Genomic DNA, 17,274 nt, shown 5'->3' with positions numbered 1-17,274 from the left:
TCGGCGCGGATCACCGGGGCCGCCTAGGAGTTGTCGCGGGCCAGGCGGAGCAGCTCGGCCAGATCCATGTCGTCGATCAGCTCGTCGCCGACCGCCTCGGCGGTGCCGGTCGCCCCGGCGCCGTCGCCCGCGGCCGGGCCGACGCCCGGCAGCTCGGGGTCCAGCGCCGTGCGCAGCTGCTTGGCGAGGGCGGCGGGGGTCGGGTAGTCGAAGATCAGCGTGCTGCTCAGGCGCAGACCGGTGGCGTCGGTGAGCAGCTTGCGCAGCTCGACCGCGGTCAGGGAGTCGAAGCCCTGCTCCAGGAAGCCGCACTCGGGGTCGAGGCCGCTGTCCGGGGCCTCGCCGAGCACGCCGGCGACGCACTCCTCGACCAGCTCCAGCAGCAGCTCGTCGCGCTCCGGCTCGGTGAGTCCGGCGAGCCGCTCCCGCAGCCCGGCGGACCGGTCCGGCCGCTCACCGGCGCCCGGCGCGTCGGCGTCCTGCGCGTCGGCCGGCCGCGGCGCGGGGGCGTCCGCCCTGGCGGCGCGCCGCCAGGCGGCGAGCAGCGGCAGCGCGGCCCGCAGTTCGGACGGGAGGTCCCCGCTGTCGCCCTCCAGGCGTAGGACGGCGGCCAGCGAAGCCTCGTCCTGCTGCTCGACGGCCGCCCAGAAGGAGGCGTCCAGCGGGTCGGCCGCCCCGGCGCCGGCCTTCGGCTGGACGACGTCCAGCCAGTACCGCCCGCGCTGGAAGGCGTAGGTCGGCAGGTCGACCCGCCGGCCGTCCGCGTGGAACGCCGTCCAGTCCACCGGCACGCCGCGCAGGTGCAGCGCGGCCAGCGCGGACGCCAGGGCGAACTCCTCGGAGCGGTCCCGGCGTTGCGCGGCGACCAGGGCCGCCCGGCCGCCGGCCGCCGTGCCGTCCAGGAACTCCTGGCCCATGGCGGTGAGCACACCGTCGGGGCCGAGCTCCAGGAAGGTGGTGACGCCCTCCGCCAGCAGCGTCTCCACGGCGTCGTGGAAGCGGACGGTGTGGCGGGCGTGGCGGATCCAGTAGTCGGGGTCGGTGAGTTGCTCGGTGGTGGCGGGTTCGCCGGTGAGGGTGGAGACGATCGGGATGGCGGGTGCGTGGTAGGTGAGTTGGGCGAGGACGTCGCGGAACTCGTCGAGCATCGGTTCCATGAGCGGGGAGTGGAAGGCGTGGCTGACGCGCAGTTCGCGGGCCTTGTCGAACCGTGCGGCGACGGCCCGGACTTCGGTGGCGTCACCGGCGATGACCAGGGAGCGGGGGCCGTTGACGGCGGCGATCGAGACCCGCTCGGTGAGCAGGGGCAGGACCTCCTCCTCGCCGGCCCGGAGCGCCACCATGGCGCCGCCGATGGGGAGGTGGTCCATCAGACGGGCACGGGCGGTGATGAGGCGGGCGGCGTCCGGGAGGGACAGCACCCCGGCCGCGTGGAAGGCCGCGACCTCGCCGATCGAGTGGCCGGCCAGGAAGTGCGGGCGCACGCCCCAGGATTCGACCAGGCGGTAGAGCGCCACCTCGACGGCGAACAGGGCGGGCTGGGTCCAGCCCGTACGGTCCAGGAGTTCGCCGCCCTCGGCGATCACCTCGCGCAGTGGCCGCTCCAGGTGCCGGTCCAGCTCGGCACAGACCTCGTCGAACGCCGCCGCGAACGCGGGGTACGCCGCGTACAACTCGTGCCCCATGCCCGTCCGTTGGGCGCCCTGGCCGGTGAACAGGAAGGCCGTCCGGCCGGAGGTCGCCACCGCCCTCAGCACCCCGGGCGCCTGCGGCGTCCCGGCGGCCAGGGCCCGCAGCCCGGCCAGCAGGCCGTCCCGGTCCGCGGCGACCACGGCACCCCGGTGCGGGAACTGCGAGCGCGTGGTGGCCAGGGAGAGCCCGAGGTCGGCCGGGTGCAGCTCCGGCCGCTCCTCGACCAGCTCCAGCAGTCGCCCGGCCTGGCCGCGCAGCGCCTCCTCGGACCGGCCGGAGAGCACCAACGGCCGTACGGCCGGGCCCTCGTGGGTCCGCTCGGGGGCCGTCGGCGCCGGGTCGCCCTGCTCCAGGACGAGGTGGGCGTTGGTGCCGCTGATGCCGAAGGAGGAGACGCCGGCCCGGCGCGGGCGGCCGGTCTCCGGCCAGTCCCGCGTCGCGGTGGCCAGCTCGACCGCTCCGGCCGTCCAGTCCACGTGCGGCGAGGGCTCGTCGACGTGCAGGGTGCCCGGCAGGACGCCGTTGCGCATCGCGAGCACCGTCTTGATCACCCCGGCGACGCCCGCCGCGGCCTGGGTGTGGCCGAGGTTGGACTTCACCGAGCCGAGCAGCAACGGCAGTTCGCGGTCCTGGCCGTAGGTGGCCAGCAGCGCCTGGGCCTCGATCGGGTCGCCCAGCTTGGTGCCCGTGCCGTGCGCCTCCACCACGTCGACCTCGCCCGCGGCGAGACCGGCGGCGGCCAGCGCCTGGCGGATCACCCGCTCCTGCGCGGTGCCGTTCGGGGCGGTGAGCCCGTTGGAGGCGCCGTCCTGGTTGACGGCGCTGCCGCGCAGCACCGCCAGCACGGGGTGCCCGTTGCGGCGGGCGTCCGACAGCCGCTCGACCAGCAGCATGCCGATGCCCTCGGAGAACCCGGTGCCGTCGGCGCCGGCCGCGAAGGCCTTGCAGCGGCCGTCCTCGGCGAGGCCGCGCTGGCGGGCGAACTCGATCAGCAGCTTCGGCGTGGACATCACGGTCACGCCGCCGGCCAGCGCCAGGTCGCACTCGCCGCGCCGCAGGGCGGCCGCCGCGAAGTGCAGCGCCACCAGCGAGGAGGAGCAGGCGGTGTCCACGGTGACGGCCGGGCCCTCCAGGCCCAGCGCGTACGCCACCCGGCCGGTGGCCACGCTGGCCGCGCTGCCGTTGCCGAGGTAGCCGTCGACCTCCTCGGGCACGTCCTGAACCCATGTCGCGTAGTCGTGGTAGACCATGCCCGCGTACACGCCGGTCCGGCTGCCGCGCAGGCCGAGCGGGTCGATCCCGGCCCGCTCGAAGGCCTCCCAGGAGGTCTCCAGCAGCAGCCGCTGCTGCGGGTCCATCGCCAGCGCCTCACGGCGGTTGATCCCGAAGAACGCCGGGTCGAACCCGGCCACGTCGGTCAGGAAGCCGCCGGTCCGGGTGTAGGTGCGGCCCGGGGTGCCCGGCTCGGGGTGGTAGATGCCCTCCAGGTCCCAGCCGCGGTCGGCCGGGAACTCCGAGAGCACCGAACCGCCCTCGGCGAGCACCTCCCACAGCGCCTCCGGGGTGGCGATCCCCCCGGGGAAGCGGCAGCTCATCGCGACGATCGCGATCGGCTCGTCGGGGTCGGCCGTGACCGCCACCGCGGCCGGGGCCGGGGCCGGGGCGGAGTCGTCCGCGTCCGCGCCGAGCAGCTCCTCGACCAGGTGCGCGGCGAGCGCGCGCGGCGTCGGGTGGTTGAACACCAGGGTCGCCGGAAGGCGCAGCCCGGTCGCGGAGTTGAGCCGGTTGCGCAGCTCCACCGCGGTCAGCGAGTCGAAGCCCAGCTCCTTGAGCGCCTTCTCCTCCTCCACGGCGTCGCCCGAGTCGTGCCCGAGCACCGCGGCGACGTGGCCGCGGACCAGGTCCAGCACGGTCCGCCGGCGGTCCTCGCCGGAGAGCCCGGCCAGGCGCCCGGCCAGACCGCCCGCCGGAGCGGCGTCCGGGGCACCGGCCGTGCGGCGGCCCGGGCCACCGGAGGCCAGGCCGCGCAGCAGCGCGGGGACGGTGGCCGCCCGGCCGCGCAGGTGGGCCCGGTCCAGCTGGATCGGCACCAGCACCGCCTCGCCCGAGGCCACGGCCGCGTCGAACAGGGCCAGTCCGGTCTCGGCGCTCATCGGCACCGCGCCGCCGCGCACGATCCGCTCCAGGTCGGCGTCGACGAGGCGCCCGGCCATGCCGGACCGCTCCTGCCACAGGCCCCAGGCCATCGAGACGGCGGGCCGGCCCTGGGCGCGGCGGCGCTGCGCCAGCGCGTCCAGGAAGCAGTTGGCGGCGGCGTAGTTGGCCTGCCCGGGGTTGCCGAGCACACCGGCCGCGGCCGAGAAGAGGACGAACCCGCCGACGTCGCCCGCGAGTTCGTGCAGGTTGAGCGCGCCGGTGACCTTGGGTGCGAGCACCCGGTCGAACTGCTCGGGGGAGAGGGAGAGGACGGTTCCGTCGTCCACCACGCCCGCGGTGTGCACCACGGCGGTGAGCGGGCGCTCGGCGGGGACGGCGGCGAGCAGCTCGGCGAGCTGCCGGCGGTCGGCGACGTCGCAGGCGGCCAGGGTGACCTCGGCGCCCGTCGCGCGCAGCTCGGCGAGGAGTTCGGCGGCGCCCTCGGCCGCCGGGCCGCGCCGGCTGGTCAGCAGCAGGTGCCGGGCGCCGTGGGCGGCGACCAGGTGGCGGGCGGTCAGCTCGCCCAGGCCGCCGATCGCGCCGGTGACCAGGACGGTCCCGGAGACGTCCAGCGGGACCTGCGCACCAGCACCCGCCTTCCCGGTGGCGGTCGGCGCCTTGGCCAGGCGCGGGGCGAGCAGGGCGCCCCGCCGGACGGCCAGCTGCGGCTCGGTGTCCACCGGCAGTGCGGCCAGCGGCAGTTCACCTCCGTCGTGGTCGACCAGGACCAGCCGGTCCGGGTTCTCCGACTGCGCGGAGCGGACCAGGCCCCACACGGCGGCCAGGACCGGATCGGGCGCACCCTCCCCGGTGGCGACCGCGCCGCGGGTCAGCACGGCCAGCCGGGCCTCGGCGAACCGCGGGTCCACCAGCCACTCCTGGACGAGTCGCAGCACCCGTACGGTCGTCGCGCCGACCGCGGCGGCCAGCTCGTCCGTCGCCTCGGACCCCTGGTACGGGGCGAGTTCCACCGCGACCACGTCGGGCACGGCCGCGCCGGCGTCCACCGCCGAGCCCAGCTCGGCCAGGGCGGCCAGGCAGTCCGTGCTGCTGGCGCCGTCCGTGCTGCTGGCGCCGTCCGTGCCGTCGGCGCTGTCGGTGCGGTCGGTGCGGTCGGTGCGGTCGGTGCCGAGGAGCGTCCAGGAGCGGGCGGCCGGGCCGCCGGCCGGTACCGGCAGCCACTCGACCCGCAGCAGCGACTCGCGCACGGCCCGGTCGGCGGTGCGCAGCCGCTCGGCGGAGACGGGCCGCAGCAGCAGCGAGTCCACCGAGGCGACGGGCGCGCCGCCGAGGTCCGCGACGGTCAGCGACAGGGTCTCCGGAGCCGTCCGGGCCAGCCGGACGCGCAGCGCGGTCGCGCCGCTCGCGTGCAGCCGGATCCCGCCCCAGGAGAAGGCGAGCCTGCCCTGTTCGGCGTCCGGCACCAGGCCCATCGCGTGCAGGGCGGCGTCCAGCAGCGCCGGGTGCAGCCCGTAGCGGGCGGCCGCGGCCTGCTCGGTGGCGGGCAGGGCGACCTCGGCGTAGACCTGGTCGCCGTGCTGCCAGGCGGCCCGCAGGCCCTGGAAGGCCGGGCCGTAGTCCACCCCGGCGTCGGCGAGCCGCTGGTAGGCGTCGGTGACGTCCAGCGGGGTCGCGCCGGCCGGCGGCCAGGCGGTGAGGTCCGCAGTGGGTTCGTCGGTGGCGGCGTCGAGGGCCGCGTCGGTGGCCGCGGAGAGCGTGCCCGAGGCGTGCCGGGTCCACGGCTCGTCCTCGGCGGCGTCGGCCGGGCGGGAGTCGATCCGCAGCGGACGGAGGCCGTCCTGCTCCGCGCCGACCAGGACCTGGAGCCGGACCCCGCCGCGCTCGGGCAGGACCAGCGGGGCTTCCAGGGTGAGTTCGTCGAGGCGGCCGCAGCCGACCTCGTCGCCGGCCCGGACGGCCAGCTCCAGGAACGCCGTTCCGGGCAGCAGGGTCGCGCCCATCACGGTGTGGTCGGCCAGCCACGGCGTGCTGTGCCGGGAGAGCAGCCCGGTCAGCAGGTGGCCGTGGCCGTCCGCGAGCGGCACGGCCGCGCCGAGCAGGGGGTGCTCGGGGGCGGTGAGGCCCGCCGTGGTGACGGCGGCCGCACCGGCCACGGTGTCCAGCCAGTAGCGGTTGCGCTGGAAGGGGTAGGTGGGGAGGTCGGTGCGGTGGCCGGCGGTGAGGAGCGGGGTGAAGTCGGCGGGGGCGCCGTGGACGTGGGCTTCGGCGAGGGAGGTGAGGAAGCGGCGGGTGCCGCCGTGGTCGCGGCGCAGGGTGCCGAGGGTGTGGGCGGTGGTGTGGTGGAGGGTGTCCTGGATGGCGCCGGTGAGGACGGGGTGGGGGCTGACCTCGATGAAGAGGTCGTGGCCCTGTTCGGCCAACTGGCGGGTGGCGTCGGAGAGTCGGACGGTCTGGCGGAGGTTGCGGTACCAGTAGGCGGCGTCCATCGTCGTGGTGTCCAGCCAGCGGCTGTCGACGGTGGACCAGAACGGGATGTCGGCGCCGCGCGGGGTGACGGGGGCGAGCAGGTCGAGCAACTCGGTCTGCAGGGCCTCGACATGGGCCGAGTGCGAGGCGTAGTCCACGGTGACCCGGCGGGCACGGATGCCGTCCGCCGTGAAGCGCTCGACGAGTTCGTCGAGGGCGTCGGCGTCCCCGGCGACGACCGCCGAGGAGGGGCCGTTGACGGCGGCGACGGAGATCCGGTTCTGCCAGGGGGTGAGGTCGATGTCCTCGGCCGGGAGGGCGACGGAGACCATGCCGCCGTTTCCGGCGATGGCGGTGATGGCCTGGGAGCGCAGGGCGACGACCCGGGCGCCGTCCTGGAGGGAGAGCGCGCCGGCGACGGTGGCGGCGGCGATCTCGCCCTGGGAATGGCCGATGACGGCGTCGGGGTGGATTCCGTACGCCTGCCAGAGGGCGGCGAGGGAGACCATGACGGCCCAGAGGGCGGGCTGGACGACGTCCACCCGGTCGTAGCCGGGGGCGCCCTCGGCGCCGCGCAGGACGTCGATCAGGTTCCAGTCGGTGAACTCGGCGAGGGCGTCGGCGCATTCGGTGATCCGCTCGGCGAACACCGGCTCGGTGTCGAGGAGTTCGACGGCCATCCCGACCCACTGGGAGCCCTGCCCGGGGAACACGAACACCGTGCGTCCGGTGGTGGAGACGGTGCCCTCGACCACGGCGGCGCTCTCGGTGCCCTCGGCGAGTGCCCGGAGGCCTTCGGTCAGCTCGGTGCGGTCCGAACCCAGCACCACCGCACGGTGGTTGAACAGCGAGCGGGTCGTCGCCAGCGAGTGGGCGAGGTCGATCGGGGCGGCCTCGGAGTCCTGGAGCAGCGCGGCCTGGGCACGCAGGGCGTCCGCCGACTTCGTGGACAGCAGCAGCGGCAGCACGCCGTGCGCCGTCGGTTCGCCCGCCGGGGCCTCCGGGGAGGGCTGTTCGAGGATGACGTGGGCGTTGGTGCCGCTGACGCCGAAGGAGGAGACGCCGGCCCGGCGCGGGCGGCCGGTCTCCGGCCACTCCCGCTCCTCGGTGAGCAGCTCCACCGCGCCCGCCGTCCAGTCGACGTGCGGGGTGGGCGCGTCCACGTGCAGGGTCCGGGGCAGCACCCCGTGGCGCATCGCCAGCACCATCTTGATGATGCCCGCCGCGCCCGCCGCGCTCTGGGTGTGGCCGAGGTTGGACTTCACCGAGCCGAGCTGGAGCGGCAGTTCGCGGTCCTGGCCGTAGGTGGCGAGCAGGGCGTTGGCCTCGATCGGGTCGCCGAGCCGGGTGCCGGTGCCGTGCGCCTCCACGGCGTCCACGTCGGCGGCGGTGAGACCGGCGGTGGCCAGGGCCTGGCGGATGACGCGTTCCTGGGCGGGGCCGTTGGGGGCGGTGAGCCCGTTGGAGGCGCCGTCCTGGTTGATCGCGGTGGCCCGGACGACCGCCAGCACCGGGTGCCCGTTGCGGCGGGCGTCCGACAGTCGCTCGACCAGCAGCACGCCCACGCCCTCGGCCATGCCGAAGCCGTCGGCGGCCGCCGCGAAGGCCTTGCAGCGCCCGTCCTCGGCGAGGCCGCGCTGGCGGCTGAACGCCACCAGCCCCTCGGGGGTGGCCATCACCGCGGCACCGGCCGCGAGCGCCATCGAGCACTCGCCGGCGCGCAGCGCCTGGACGGCGAGGTGGAGCGCCACCAGGGAGGAGGAGCAGGCGGTGTCGATGGTCACGGCCGGCCCTTCCAGGCCGAGCGCGTAGGAGATCCGGCCGGAGACCACGCTGGCCGCGTTGCCGGTGACCAGGTAGCCCTCGTTGCCGGGCGGGGCGGCGGCCAGCAGGGTGCCGTAGTCCTGGCCGTGGGTGCCGACGAACACGCCGACCTGCCCGCCCCGGACGGACACCGGGTCGACGCCGGCCCGCTCGAAGGCCTCCCAGGAGGTCTCCAGTAGCAGCCGCTGCTGGGGGTCCATGGCGTGCGCCTCGCGCGGACTGATCCCGAAGAACGCCGCGTCGAACTCGGCGACGTCGTACAGGAATCCGCCCTCGCGGGTGTACGAGGTGCCGACCCGGTCGGGGTCGGGGTCGTAGAGCCCGTCGAGGTCCCAGCCGCGGTCGGTCGGCAGGGCGCCGACCGCGTCGCGCCCGGCGAGGACCAGCTCCCACAGGTCCTCCGGGGTGCGCACCCCGCCCGGGAAGCGGCAGCCCATGCCAACGATCGCGATCGGGTCGTCGTCCCGGGCCGCCGCGGTGGTGGCAGCGGCCGGTGCGGCGGCGGGGAGCCGGTCGCCGAGCACCTGCTCGCGCAGGTGGCCGGCCAGGGCCTTCGGGGTCGGGTAGTTGAAGATCAGCGTGGCGGGCAGGCGCAGGCCCGTCGAGCCGTGCAGGCGGTTGCGGAGCTCGACCGCGGTGAGCGAGTCGAAGCCCAGTTCCTTGAAGGTTCGTTCGGGGTCCACCGCCGTGCCGGCCGGGTACCCGAGCACGGTGCCGGCGGTGGCGCGGACGAGGTCCAGCAGCTCCCGGTCGCACTCGGGCCCGGTCAGCCCGGCCAGTCGCTGGGCGAGGGCCGAGCCGCCGGCCCGGTCGGTCGGCCGCCGACGGCCCGAGCGGGTGCGGACCAGGCCGCGCAGCAGCGGGTGGACGGCGTCGGACTGGGCGCGCACGGCGGCCAGGTCGAGCCGGATCGGCATCAGCGCCGCTTCGCCGGCCGCGCGGGCGGCGTCCAGCAGGGCGAGGCCCTCCTCGGCGGAGAGCGCCGCGGTGCCGACGCCGGCCATCCGGCGCAGGTCGGTGCCGGTGAGCCGGCCGCCCATGCCGTTGCGCTCCGCCCACAGGCCCCAGGCCAGCGAGACGGCCGGGCGGCCCTCGGCTCGCAGGTGCCGGGCGTAGGCGTCGAGGAAGGCGTTGGCGGCGGCGTAGTTGGCCTGCCCGCCGGCGCCGAACACGGCGGCGGCGGAGGAGTACAGCACGAAGGCGGCCAGGTCCGCGTCGCGGGTGAGCTCGGCCAGGTTGAGCGCGCCGGAGAGCTTGGGCGCGAGCACCCGGTCGAACTGCCCGTCGGTGAGCGTCTCGATCACGCCGTCGTCGACGATGCCGGCGGTGTGCACCACGGCGGTGAGCGGGTGCTCGGCGGGGATGCCGGCGAGCAGCTCGGCGAGCTGCCGGCGGTCGGCGACGTCGCAGGCGGCCAGGGTGACCTCGGCGCCCGTCGCGCGCAGCTCGGCGAGGAGTTCGGCGGCGCCCTCGGCGGCCTCGCCGCGGCGGCTGGTCAGCAGCAGGTGCCGGACGCCGTGGGCGGCGACCAGGTGGCGGGCGGCGAGCACGCCGAGGCCGCCGGTGGCCCCGGTGACCAGGGCCGTCCCGTTCGGGTCGAGCGCCGGGGCGCCCTGCTCGGCGGGCCGGACCCGGGTGAGCCGCGCGGCCCGTACCGAGCCGTCGTGCAGCAGCAGTTGCGGCTCGTCGCCGGCCAGGGCGGCGGGCAGGGCGCGGTAGGAGGCGTCCTGCTCGTCCAGGTCGACCAGGACGATCCGGTCCGGGTGCTCGGACTGCGCCGAGCGGACCAGGCCCCAGAGTGGGGCGGTCACCAGGTCCGGCAGGCCGTCGCCCGGGCCGTCCCCGGCCACCGCGCCCCGGGTCAGCACGACCAGGCGGCTCTCGGCGAAGCGTTCCTCGGCGAGCCACTGCTGGAGCAGGCCCAGCAGCGCGTGGGTGGCCGCCCGCACGGCGGGGACCAACTCGGATGCGGCGCAAGGTGCGAGGGGCAGCAGGACGGTGTCGGGGGCGGCGCCGTCGTCGGCGGCGAGGGCGGCCAGGTCGGGGTACGCGTCCACCGTGCTGCCCGCCGCGGTGAGCCCGGCGGCCAGGCCGAGGGCGTCCTCGCCGACCAGGGCGTAGCGGCCGGTGACCGGGGCGGCCCCGGGCAGGTCCGTCCAGTCGACGCGGAACAGCGAGTCGCCGTCGGGCCCGGCGTGGACCGCGCGCAGCTGCTCGGAGGAGACCGGCCGGACGGCCAGGCCCTCCACCGAGACCACCGGCACGCCGTGCTCGTCCGAGGCCTCCAGGGCGACCGAGTCCAGACCGGCCGGGGAGAGCCGGACCCGCAGGGCGGTCGCGCCGGCGGCGTGCAGCGAGACCCCGCTCCAGGCGAACGCCAGGTGGCCCTCGGCGGACTCCTCGCGGTGCCGGACGGCGCCGAGGTCCATGGCGTGCAGGGCGGCGTCCAGCAGCGTGGGGTGCAGCCCGTAGCGGGCCGACCGGTCGGCGACCTCCTCGCTCAGCACGACCTCGCTGAACACCTCCTCGCCGCGCCGCCAGGCCGCGCGGACCCCCTGGAACGCCGGTCCGTACCCGGCGGGCAGCCGCTCGTACAGGTCCTCGACCGGCAGCGGTTCGGCGCCGGCCGGCGGCCACTGGGTGAGGTCCGCGGGGGCGGCGGGCGCGGCGGGCGAGAGGGTGCCCGCGGCGTGCCGGGTCCACGGCCGGGAGGCCGCGGCGTCCTGCGGCCGCGAGTGCAGGCCGACCGGCCGGGCGCCGGTGGCGTCGGCCTCGCCGACCACCACCTGGACCTGGACGGCGCCCTGCTCGGGCAGCACCAGCGGGGCTTCCAGGGTGAGTTCGTCGAGGCGGCCGCAGCCGACCTCGTCACCGGCCCGGACGGCCAGGTCCACCATGGCGGTCCCGGGCAGCAGGGTGGTGCCCATGACGGTGTGGTCGGCCAGCCACGGGTGGGTGGTGCGCGAGATCAGGCCGGTCAGCAGGTGGCCGTGGCCGTCGGCGAGCGGGACGGCCGCGCCGAGCATCGGGTGGTCGGCCGCGGCCAGGCCGACGGCGGTCACGTCCGAGGCGCCGGGGGCCGCCTCCAGCCAGTAGCGGTTGCGCTGGAAGGGGTAGGTGGGGAGGTCGGTGCGGTGGCCGGCGGTGAGGAGCGGGGTGAAGTCGGCGGGGGCGCCGTGGACGTGGGCTTCGGCGAGGGAGGTGAGGAAGCGGCGGGTGCCGCCGTGGTCGCGGCGCAGGGTGCCGAGGGTGTGGGCGGTGGTGTGGTGGAGGGTGTCCTGGATGGCGCCGGTGAGGACGGGGTGGGGGCTGACCTCGATGAAGAGGTCGTGGCCCTGGTCGGCCAACTGCCGGGTGGCGTCGGCGAGTCGGACGGTCTGGCGGAGGTTGCGGTACCAGTAGGCGGCGTCCATCGTCGTGGTGTCCAGCCAGCGGCTGTCGGCGGTGGACCAGAACGGGATGTCGGTGCCGCGCGGGGTGACGGGGGCGAGCAGGTCGAGCAACTCGGCTTGCAGGGCCTCGACATGGGCCGAGTGCGAGGCGTAGTCGACGTTGATCCGGCGGGCCTGGGTGCCGTCGTCGGCGCACCGCCGCAGCAGCTCGTCCAGGGCGTCGGCGTCCCCGGCGACGACGGCGGAGGAGGGGCCGTTGACGGCCGCGACGGAGACGCGGTCGGCCCACGGCGCGATGGTGGCGAGCGCGTCCTCGGCGGACTGGGAGAGCGACACCATGCCGCCGTTTCCGGCGATGGCGGTGATGGCCTGGGAGCGCAGGGCCACGACCCGGGCGCCGTCCTGGAGGGAGAGCGCGCCGGCGACGGTGGCGGCGGCGATCTCGCCCTGGGAGTGGCCGATGACGGCGTCGGGCTGGACGCCGTGGGCCTGCCAGAGGGCGGCGAGGGAGACCATGACGGCCCACAGGGCGGGCTGGACGACGTCCACCCGGTCGTAGCCGGGTGCGCCCTCGGCGCCGCGCAGGACGTCGAGGAGCTTCCAGTCGGTGAACTCGGCCAGGGCGTCGGCGCATTCGGCGATCCGTGCGGCGAACACCGGCTCGGTGTCGAGGAGTTCGACGGCCATGCCGGCCCACTGGGAGCCCTGCCCGGGGAACACGAAGACGGTCCCGCCGGTGGCGTCCGCCGTACCGGTCAGCACGGTGGCGCTCTCGGTGCCCTCGGTGAGCGCCCGGAGGCCTTCGGTCAGCTCGGTGCGGTCCGAACCGAGCACCACCGCACGGTGGTTGAACAGTGAGCGGGTCGTCGCCAGCGAGTGGGCGAGGTCGAGCGGGGCGGCCTCGGAGTCCTGGAGCAGCGTGGCCTGGGCGCGCAGGGCGTCCGCCGACTTCGCGGACAGCAGCAGCGGCAGGACGCCGTGCGCGGCGGGCTCGCCGGTGGGGCCTTCCTCCACGACGGGCTGTTCGAGGATGACGTGGGCGTTGGTGCCGCTGACGCCGAAGGAGGAGACGCCGGCCCGGCGCGGACGGCCGGTCTCCGGCCACTCCCGGTCCTCGGTCAGCAGCTCCACCGCGCCCGCCGACCAGTCGACGTGCGGCGTCGGCGCGTCCACGTGCAGGGTGCGCGGCAGCACCCCGTGCCGCATCGCCAGCACCATCTTGATGATGCCGCCGACCCCGGCGGCCGCCTGGGCGTGCCCGATGTTCGACTTCAACGAGCCGAGCAGCAGCGGAAGTTCACGGCCCTGGCCGTAGGTGGCGAGGAGCGCGTTGGCCTCGATCGGGTCGCCGAGCTTCGTGCCGGTGCCGTGCGCCTCCACCGCGTCGACCTCGGCCGGGGCCAGGCCCGCGGCGGCCAGCGCCTCGCGGATCACCCGCTCCTGCGCCGGGCCGCTCGGGGCGGTCAGCCCGTTGGACGCGCCGTCCTGGTTCACCGCCGTGCCGCGGACCAGGGCCAGCACCGGGTGCCCGTTGCGGCGGGCGTCCGACAGCCGCTCGACCAGCAGCACACCCGCACCCTCGGCCCAGCCGGTGCCGTCGGCGGAGGCGGCGAAGGACTTGCAGCGCCCGTCCTCGGCGAGGCCGCGCTGGCGGCTGAACTCGACGAACACCTCGGGCGTCGCCATCAGCGCCACGCCGCCCGCCAGGGCGAGGTCGCACTCCCCGCGCCGCAGGGCCGCGACCGCCAGGTGCAGGGCCACCAGGGAGGAGGAGCAGGCGGTGTCCACGGTGATCGCCGGGCCCTCGAAGCCGAAGGTGTACGACACCCGGCCGGAGGCGACGCTGCCCGCAGTGCCGGTGCCGAGGTACCCCTCCACCTCCTCGGGCACCCGGGGCAGCCGGCTGGCGTAGTCGTGGAACATCACGCCGGTGAACACGCCGGTCCGGCTGCCGCGCAGGGCCTCCGGGTCGATCCCGGCCCGTTCCACGGCCTCCCAGGAGGTCTCCAGCAGCAGCCGCTGCTGCGGGTCCATGGCGAGGGCCTCGCGCGGGCTGATGCCGAAGAAGTCCGGGTCGAAGTCGGCGCTGTCGTAGAGGAAGCCGCCCTCCCGGACCGAGGAGCTGCCGACCGAGCCGGGGGCGCCGCCGAACAGGGCGTCGGTGTCCCAGCCACGGTCCGTCGGGAACTCCGAGACGGCGTCCCGGCCCTCGGCGACCAGCTGCCACAGGGCCTCGGGGGTGATCGCCCCGCCCGGGTAGCGGCAGCTCATCGCGACGATCGCGATCGGGTCCTCGTCCGCCGCCACCGCCGGACGGGCGGGGGCGGCCTGGGCCGGTGCCTCGTCGAGGAGTCCGGCGAGCAGGAAGCCGGCCAGCCGGGCCGGGGTGGGGTGGTCGAAGACCACGGTCGCCGGGAGGCGCAGGCCGAGCGCGGTCCGCAGCCGGTTGCGCAGCCGGACGGCCGAGGCGGAGTCCACTCCGAGGTCCTTGAAGGCCCGCTCGGGCGCGATCGTCCGCGGCAGGCCCCGGCCGAGCACCCCGGCCGCCTCGGCCCGCACCAGGCCGAGCAGCGTCTGCCGGGCCTCCGCCCGGGGCAGCGCGCGCAGCCGGGCGGCGAACACGGTGTCCGCCGCGCCGTCGGCGGCGGCCGGGTCGCGGAAGAGGGCGCCGGTGGTGTCCCGGGTGGCGACCACGGGGGTGTCGGCGCCGCCCAGCGCGGAGTCCAGCAGCGCACCCAGCTCGGCGTCGGACACGGCGCCCGGGTCGGTGGTGTCCCAGGCCAGCGACACGGCGTGCCAGCCGGTGGCGCGGCGGTGCTGGGCCAGCGCGTCCAGGAACGCGGCGCAGCCGCCGTGGTCGCCGTCGTCCGCGCCCCGCAGGGCACCGGTGGAGGAGACCAGCAGGAAGGCCGTCAGGTCGAGCCCGGCGGTGAGCTCGTGCAGGGCCACCGCGCCGTCGACGCCGGTGCGCACCCAGCGGTCGGCCTGCCCGCCGGCGGCCGGCCCGGGGGAGCCGGCCGCGTGCACCACCGCGGTGAGCGGGTGCTCGGCCGGGACGCCCGCGAGCAGCTCGGCGACGGAGGCGCGGTCGGCGGCGTCGCAGGCGGCCAGGGTGACCTCCGCGCCGGACTCGCTCAACTCCACGGCCAGCGCGGCCGAGTCGGGGGTGGTGGAGGCCAGCACCAGGTGCCGGACGCCGTGCTCGGCGACCAGCCGCCGGGCGATCGCGGCCGCGGCCGTCCCGCCGGCGCCGGTGACCAGCACGGTGCCGTCGAGGCGGCGGCCGGACGCGGCGGCGGTGACCGGCACCAGGCGGGGCGCCCGCAGCACCCCGCCGCGGACGGCGAACTGCGGCTCGCCGGTGGCCAGACCGGCCGGCAGGGCGGCCGCGGAGGCGGACTCGCCGTCCAGGTCGGCCACGGTGAAGCGGCCGGGGTGCGCGGTCTGCGCGGCGCGCAGCAGCCCCCAGAGCGGAGCCTGCGCCAGCCCCGGGACCTCCTCGCCCGGGTGCACGGCCAGCGCGCCCCGGGTCAGCACCACCAGGCGGGTCTCCCGCAGCCGGTCGTCGGCGAGCCAGCGGGTCAGCAGTTCGGCGGCCTCGCGGGCGGTCCGCCGGGCCGCGTCCGCGACCGGCTCCGCGCCGGCGGCGGGCCAGGGCAGGTAGACGACCTCGGGCGCACCGGCCGCGGTGAGCTCCGCCAGGTCGGCGTAGCGGTCGACCGCCAGGCCGTCCGGTCCGCCCAGGCCGTCCAGTCCGTCCAGTCCGTCCGGTCCGCCCAGGCCGTCCAGTCCGTCCGGGCCGTCCAGTCCGTCCGGTCCGTTCAGGCCGTCCAGTCCGTTCAGCCGGGCGGCTCCGTCCGACGGGCTCCCCAGCAGCGCGGCGCGCACCGGCTCCACGGGCCCGGCGGGCAGCGGCACCCAGTCCATCCGGTACAGCGACTCCTGCCGGACGCCCCGGGCGCCGAGCAGGGTGCCGGGCTGGTCGAACAGCCGGTGCCGGGTGACCTTGCCCGAGGCGGTGCGCGGCACGGCGGCGATCGCCCGGACCTCCTGCGGCACCTTGAACCAGGACAGCTGCTCGGCGCAGGCGGCGAAGACCAGCTCGGCGTCGACGCCCTCCGGCGCGGCGACCACGAACGCGACCGGCACCTCGCCGAGCACCTCGTCCGGCCGGCCCGCCACGGCGACGTCCAGCACGCCGGGCACCGTGCGGACGACGTCCTCGATCTCGCCCGGGTGGATGTTCTCCCCGCCCCGGATGATCAGCTCCTTTCGCCGCCCGCTGATCGTCAGCTGGCCGCCGGCCGCCCGGACCGCCAGGTCGCCGGTCCGGTACCAGCCGTCCCGCAGCGCCTCGGCGGTGGCCTCCGGCCGGTTGTGGTAGCCCTGCATCAGGCTCGGCCCGCGCACCCACACCTCGCCCTCCGTCCCGGGGGCGGTGTCGATCCCGGTCTCCGGGTCGACCACCCGCACCTCCAGGCCGGGGACCGGCAGGCCGCACGAGCCGGAGACCCGCTCGGCGCCCGGCGCCTCGGTCGCGATCGCGCCGCAGGTCTCGGTGGAGCCGTAGCTGTTGAGCAGCGGGACGCCGAACGCGTCCTCGAAGTCCCGGGCCAGCGAGGCCGAGGTGACCGCGCCGGTCGACAGGCAGACCCGCAGCCGCGGCATGTCCAGCCGCCCGGCGTCGGCCTCCCGCAGCAGGTGGTGGTAGAGGGCGGGCACCCCGGCGAGGAAGGTGTACGCGTCGCCGCGCAGCTCGGCCAGCACCTCGTCCGCGGAGAAGCCCGGCATGATGTGCGCGGTCGCGCCGGTCGCGGTGACGCCGACCACGCAGACGATGTGCGCCAGGCTGTGGAACAGCGGCAGCGGCCAGAGCACCAGGTCGTCGCGGGAGAGCCCGAGCAGCGGCGCGTAGCAGGACGCCACCGACCACAGGCAGCTGCGCTGGGTCGACAGCACGCCCTTGGGGGCGCCGGTGGAGCCCGAGGTGTAGAGCATGAAGGCGGTCTCGTCCAGGCCGAGGTCGTCGCGCGGCGGCACGGCGGGCTCGACGGTGGCCAGCGCCTCGAACGACGGCAGGTCCCGCGCCGCCTGCGGCCCCTGCGGCGCCTGCGCCGTCGGACCGGAGACGACCACCAGCAGCCCGGGCCGGTCGGCCCGCAGCCGCAGCACCTGGTCCAGGTGGCGGGTGTCGGTGACGACCACGGCGGCGCCGCTGTCGTCCAGGATGTGGGCCAGCTCCTCGTCGCTGGAGTGCGGGTTGACCGGGACGGCGACACCGGCGGCCCGGACGGCGGCCAGGTAGGCCTCCACCACCTCGACACCGGCGTCCAGGTGGATCGCCACCCGCCCGCCGCGGCCCAGGCCCAGGGCCGCCAGGTGGCCGGCCAGCCGTCCGGTCCGGAGCTCCAGCTCGGCGTAGCCCACGGACCGGCGGCCGTCCCGGAAGGCCGGCTTGTCGCGCAGCGACGCGGCCTGGGAGCGCAGCAGTTCGGGCAGCGGCCTGATCAGCTCGGTACGCGGCATGTCAACGGCTCCTTGGGCACGCGGAAACAGCACGGGAGGCTGGGGACTCCCGGAGAACAGAGAGGGGTGACGCATCATTCGGTATCCCGTGGCAGTCTCGTCCAGCCGTCCGCGGGGGCCGCACCCCTACGGTTCCCCTACGGGCCCTTGTCCCGGCCGGCTCCGCCGCGGGAGAAGGGGGGTGGTGGTGAGGGGTTGTCCGGCCGTCCGGCCTGCA

At 76.6% G+C, this 17,274-nt stretch carries 1 protein-coding gene; it reads right to left on the bottom strand.

The genetic code is table 11. From position 1 onward, the window contains the following. Nucleotides 1-23: 23 nt before the first annotated feature. The gene (locus ACFY4B_RS09065) at nt 24-17,057 is read right to left on the bottom strand and encodes an SDR family NAD(P)-dependent oxidoreductase (RefSeq protein ID WP_387967000.1); all 17,034 of its coding nucleotides are present in this window, start codon (nt 17,055-17,057) and stop codon (nt 24-26) included. Nucleotides 17,058-17,274 lie beyond the last annotated feature (217 nt).

Source organism: Kitasatospora sp. NPDC001261 (assembly GCF_042896795.1).
Lineage (GTDB): Bacteria > Actinomycetota > Actinomycetes > Streptomycetales > Streptomycetaceae > Kitasatospora.
The sequence above is the reverse complement of the archived record's forward strand: the minus strand, read 5'-3'. Positions and strand labels throughout refer to the sequence as shown.

Bases quoted from the DNA above. Each gene is read 5' to 3' on its own strand.
- ACFY4B_RS09065 (WP_387967000.1), bottom strand. From the start codon at position 17,057: ATGCCGCGTACCGAGCTGATCAGGCCGCTGCCCGAACTGCTGCGCTCC.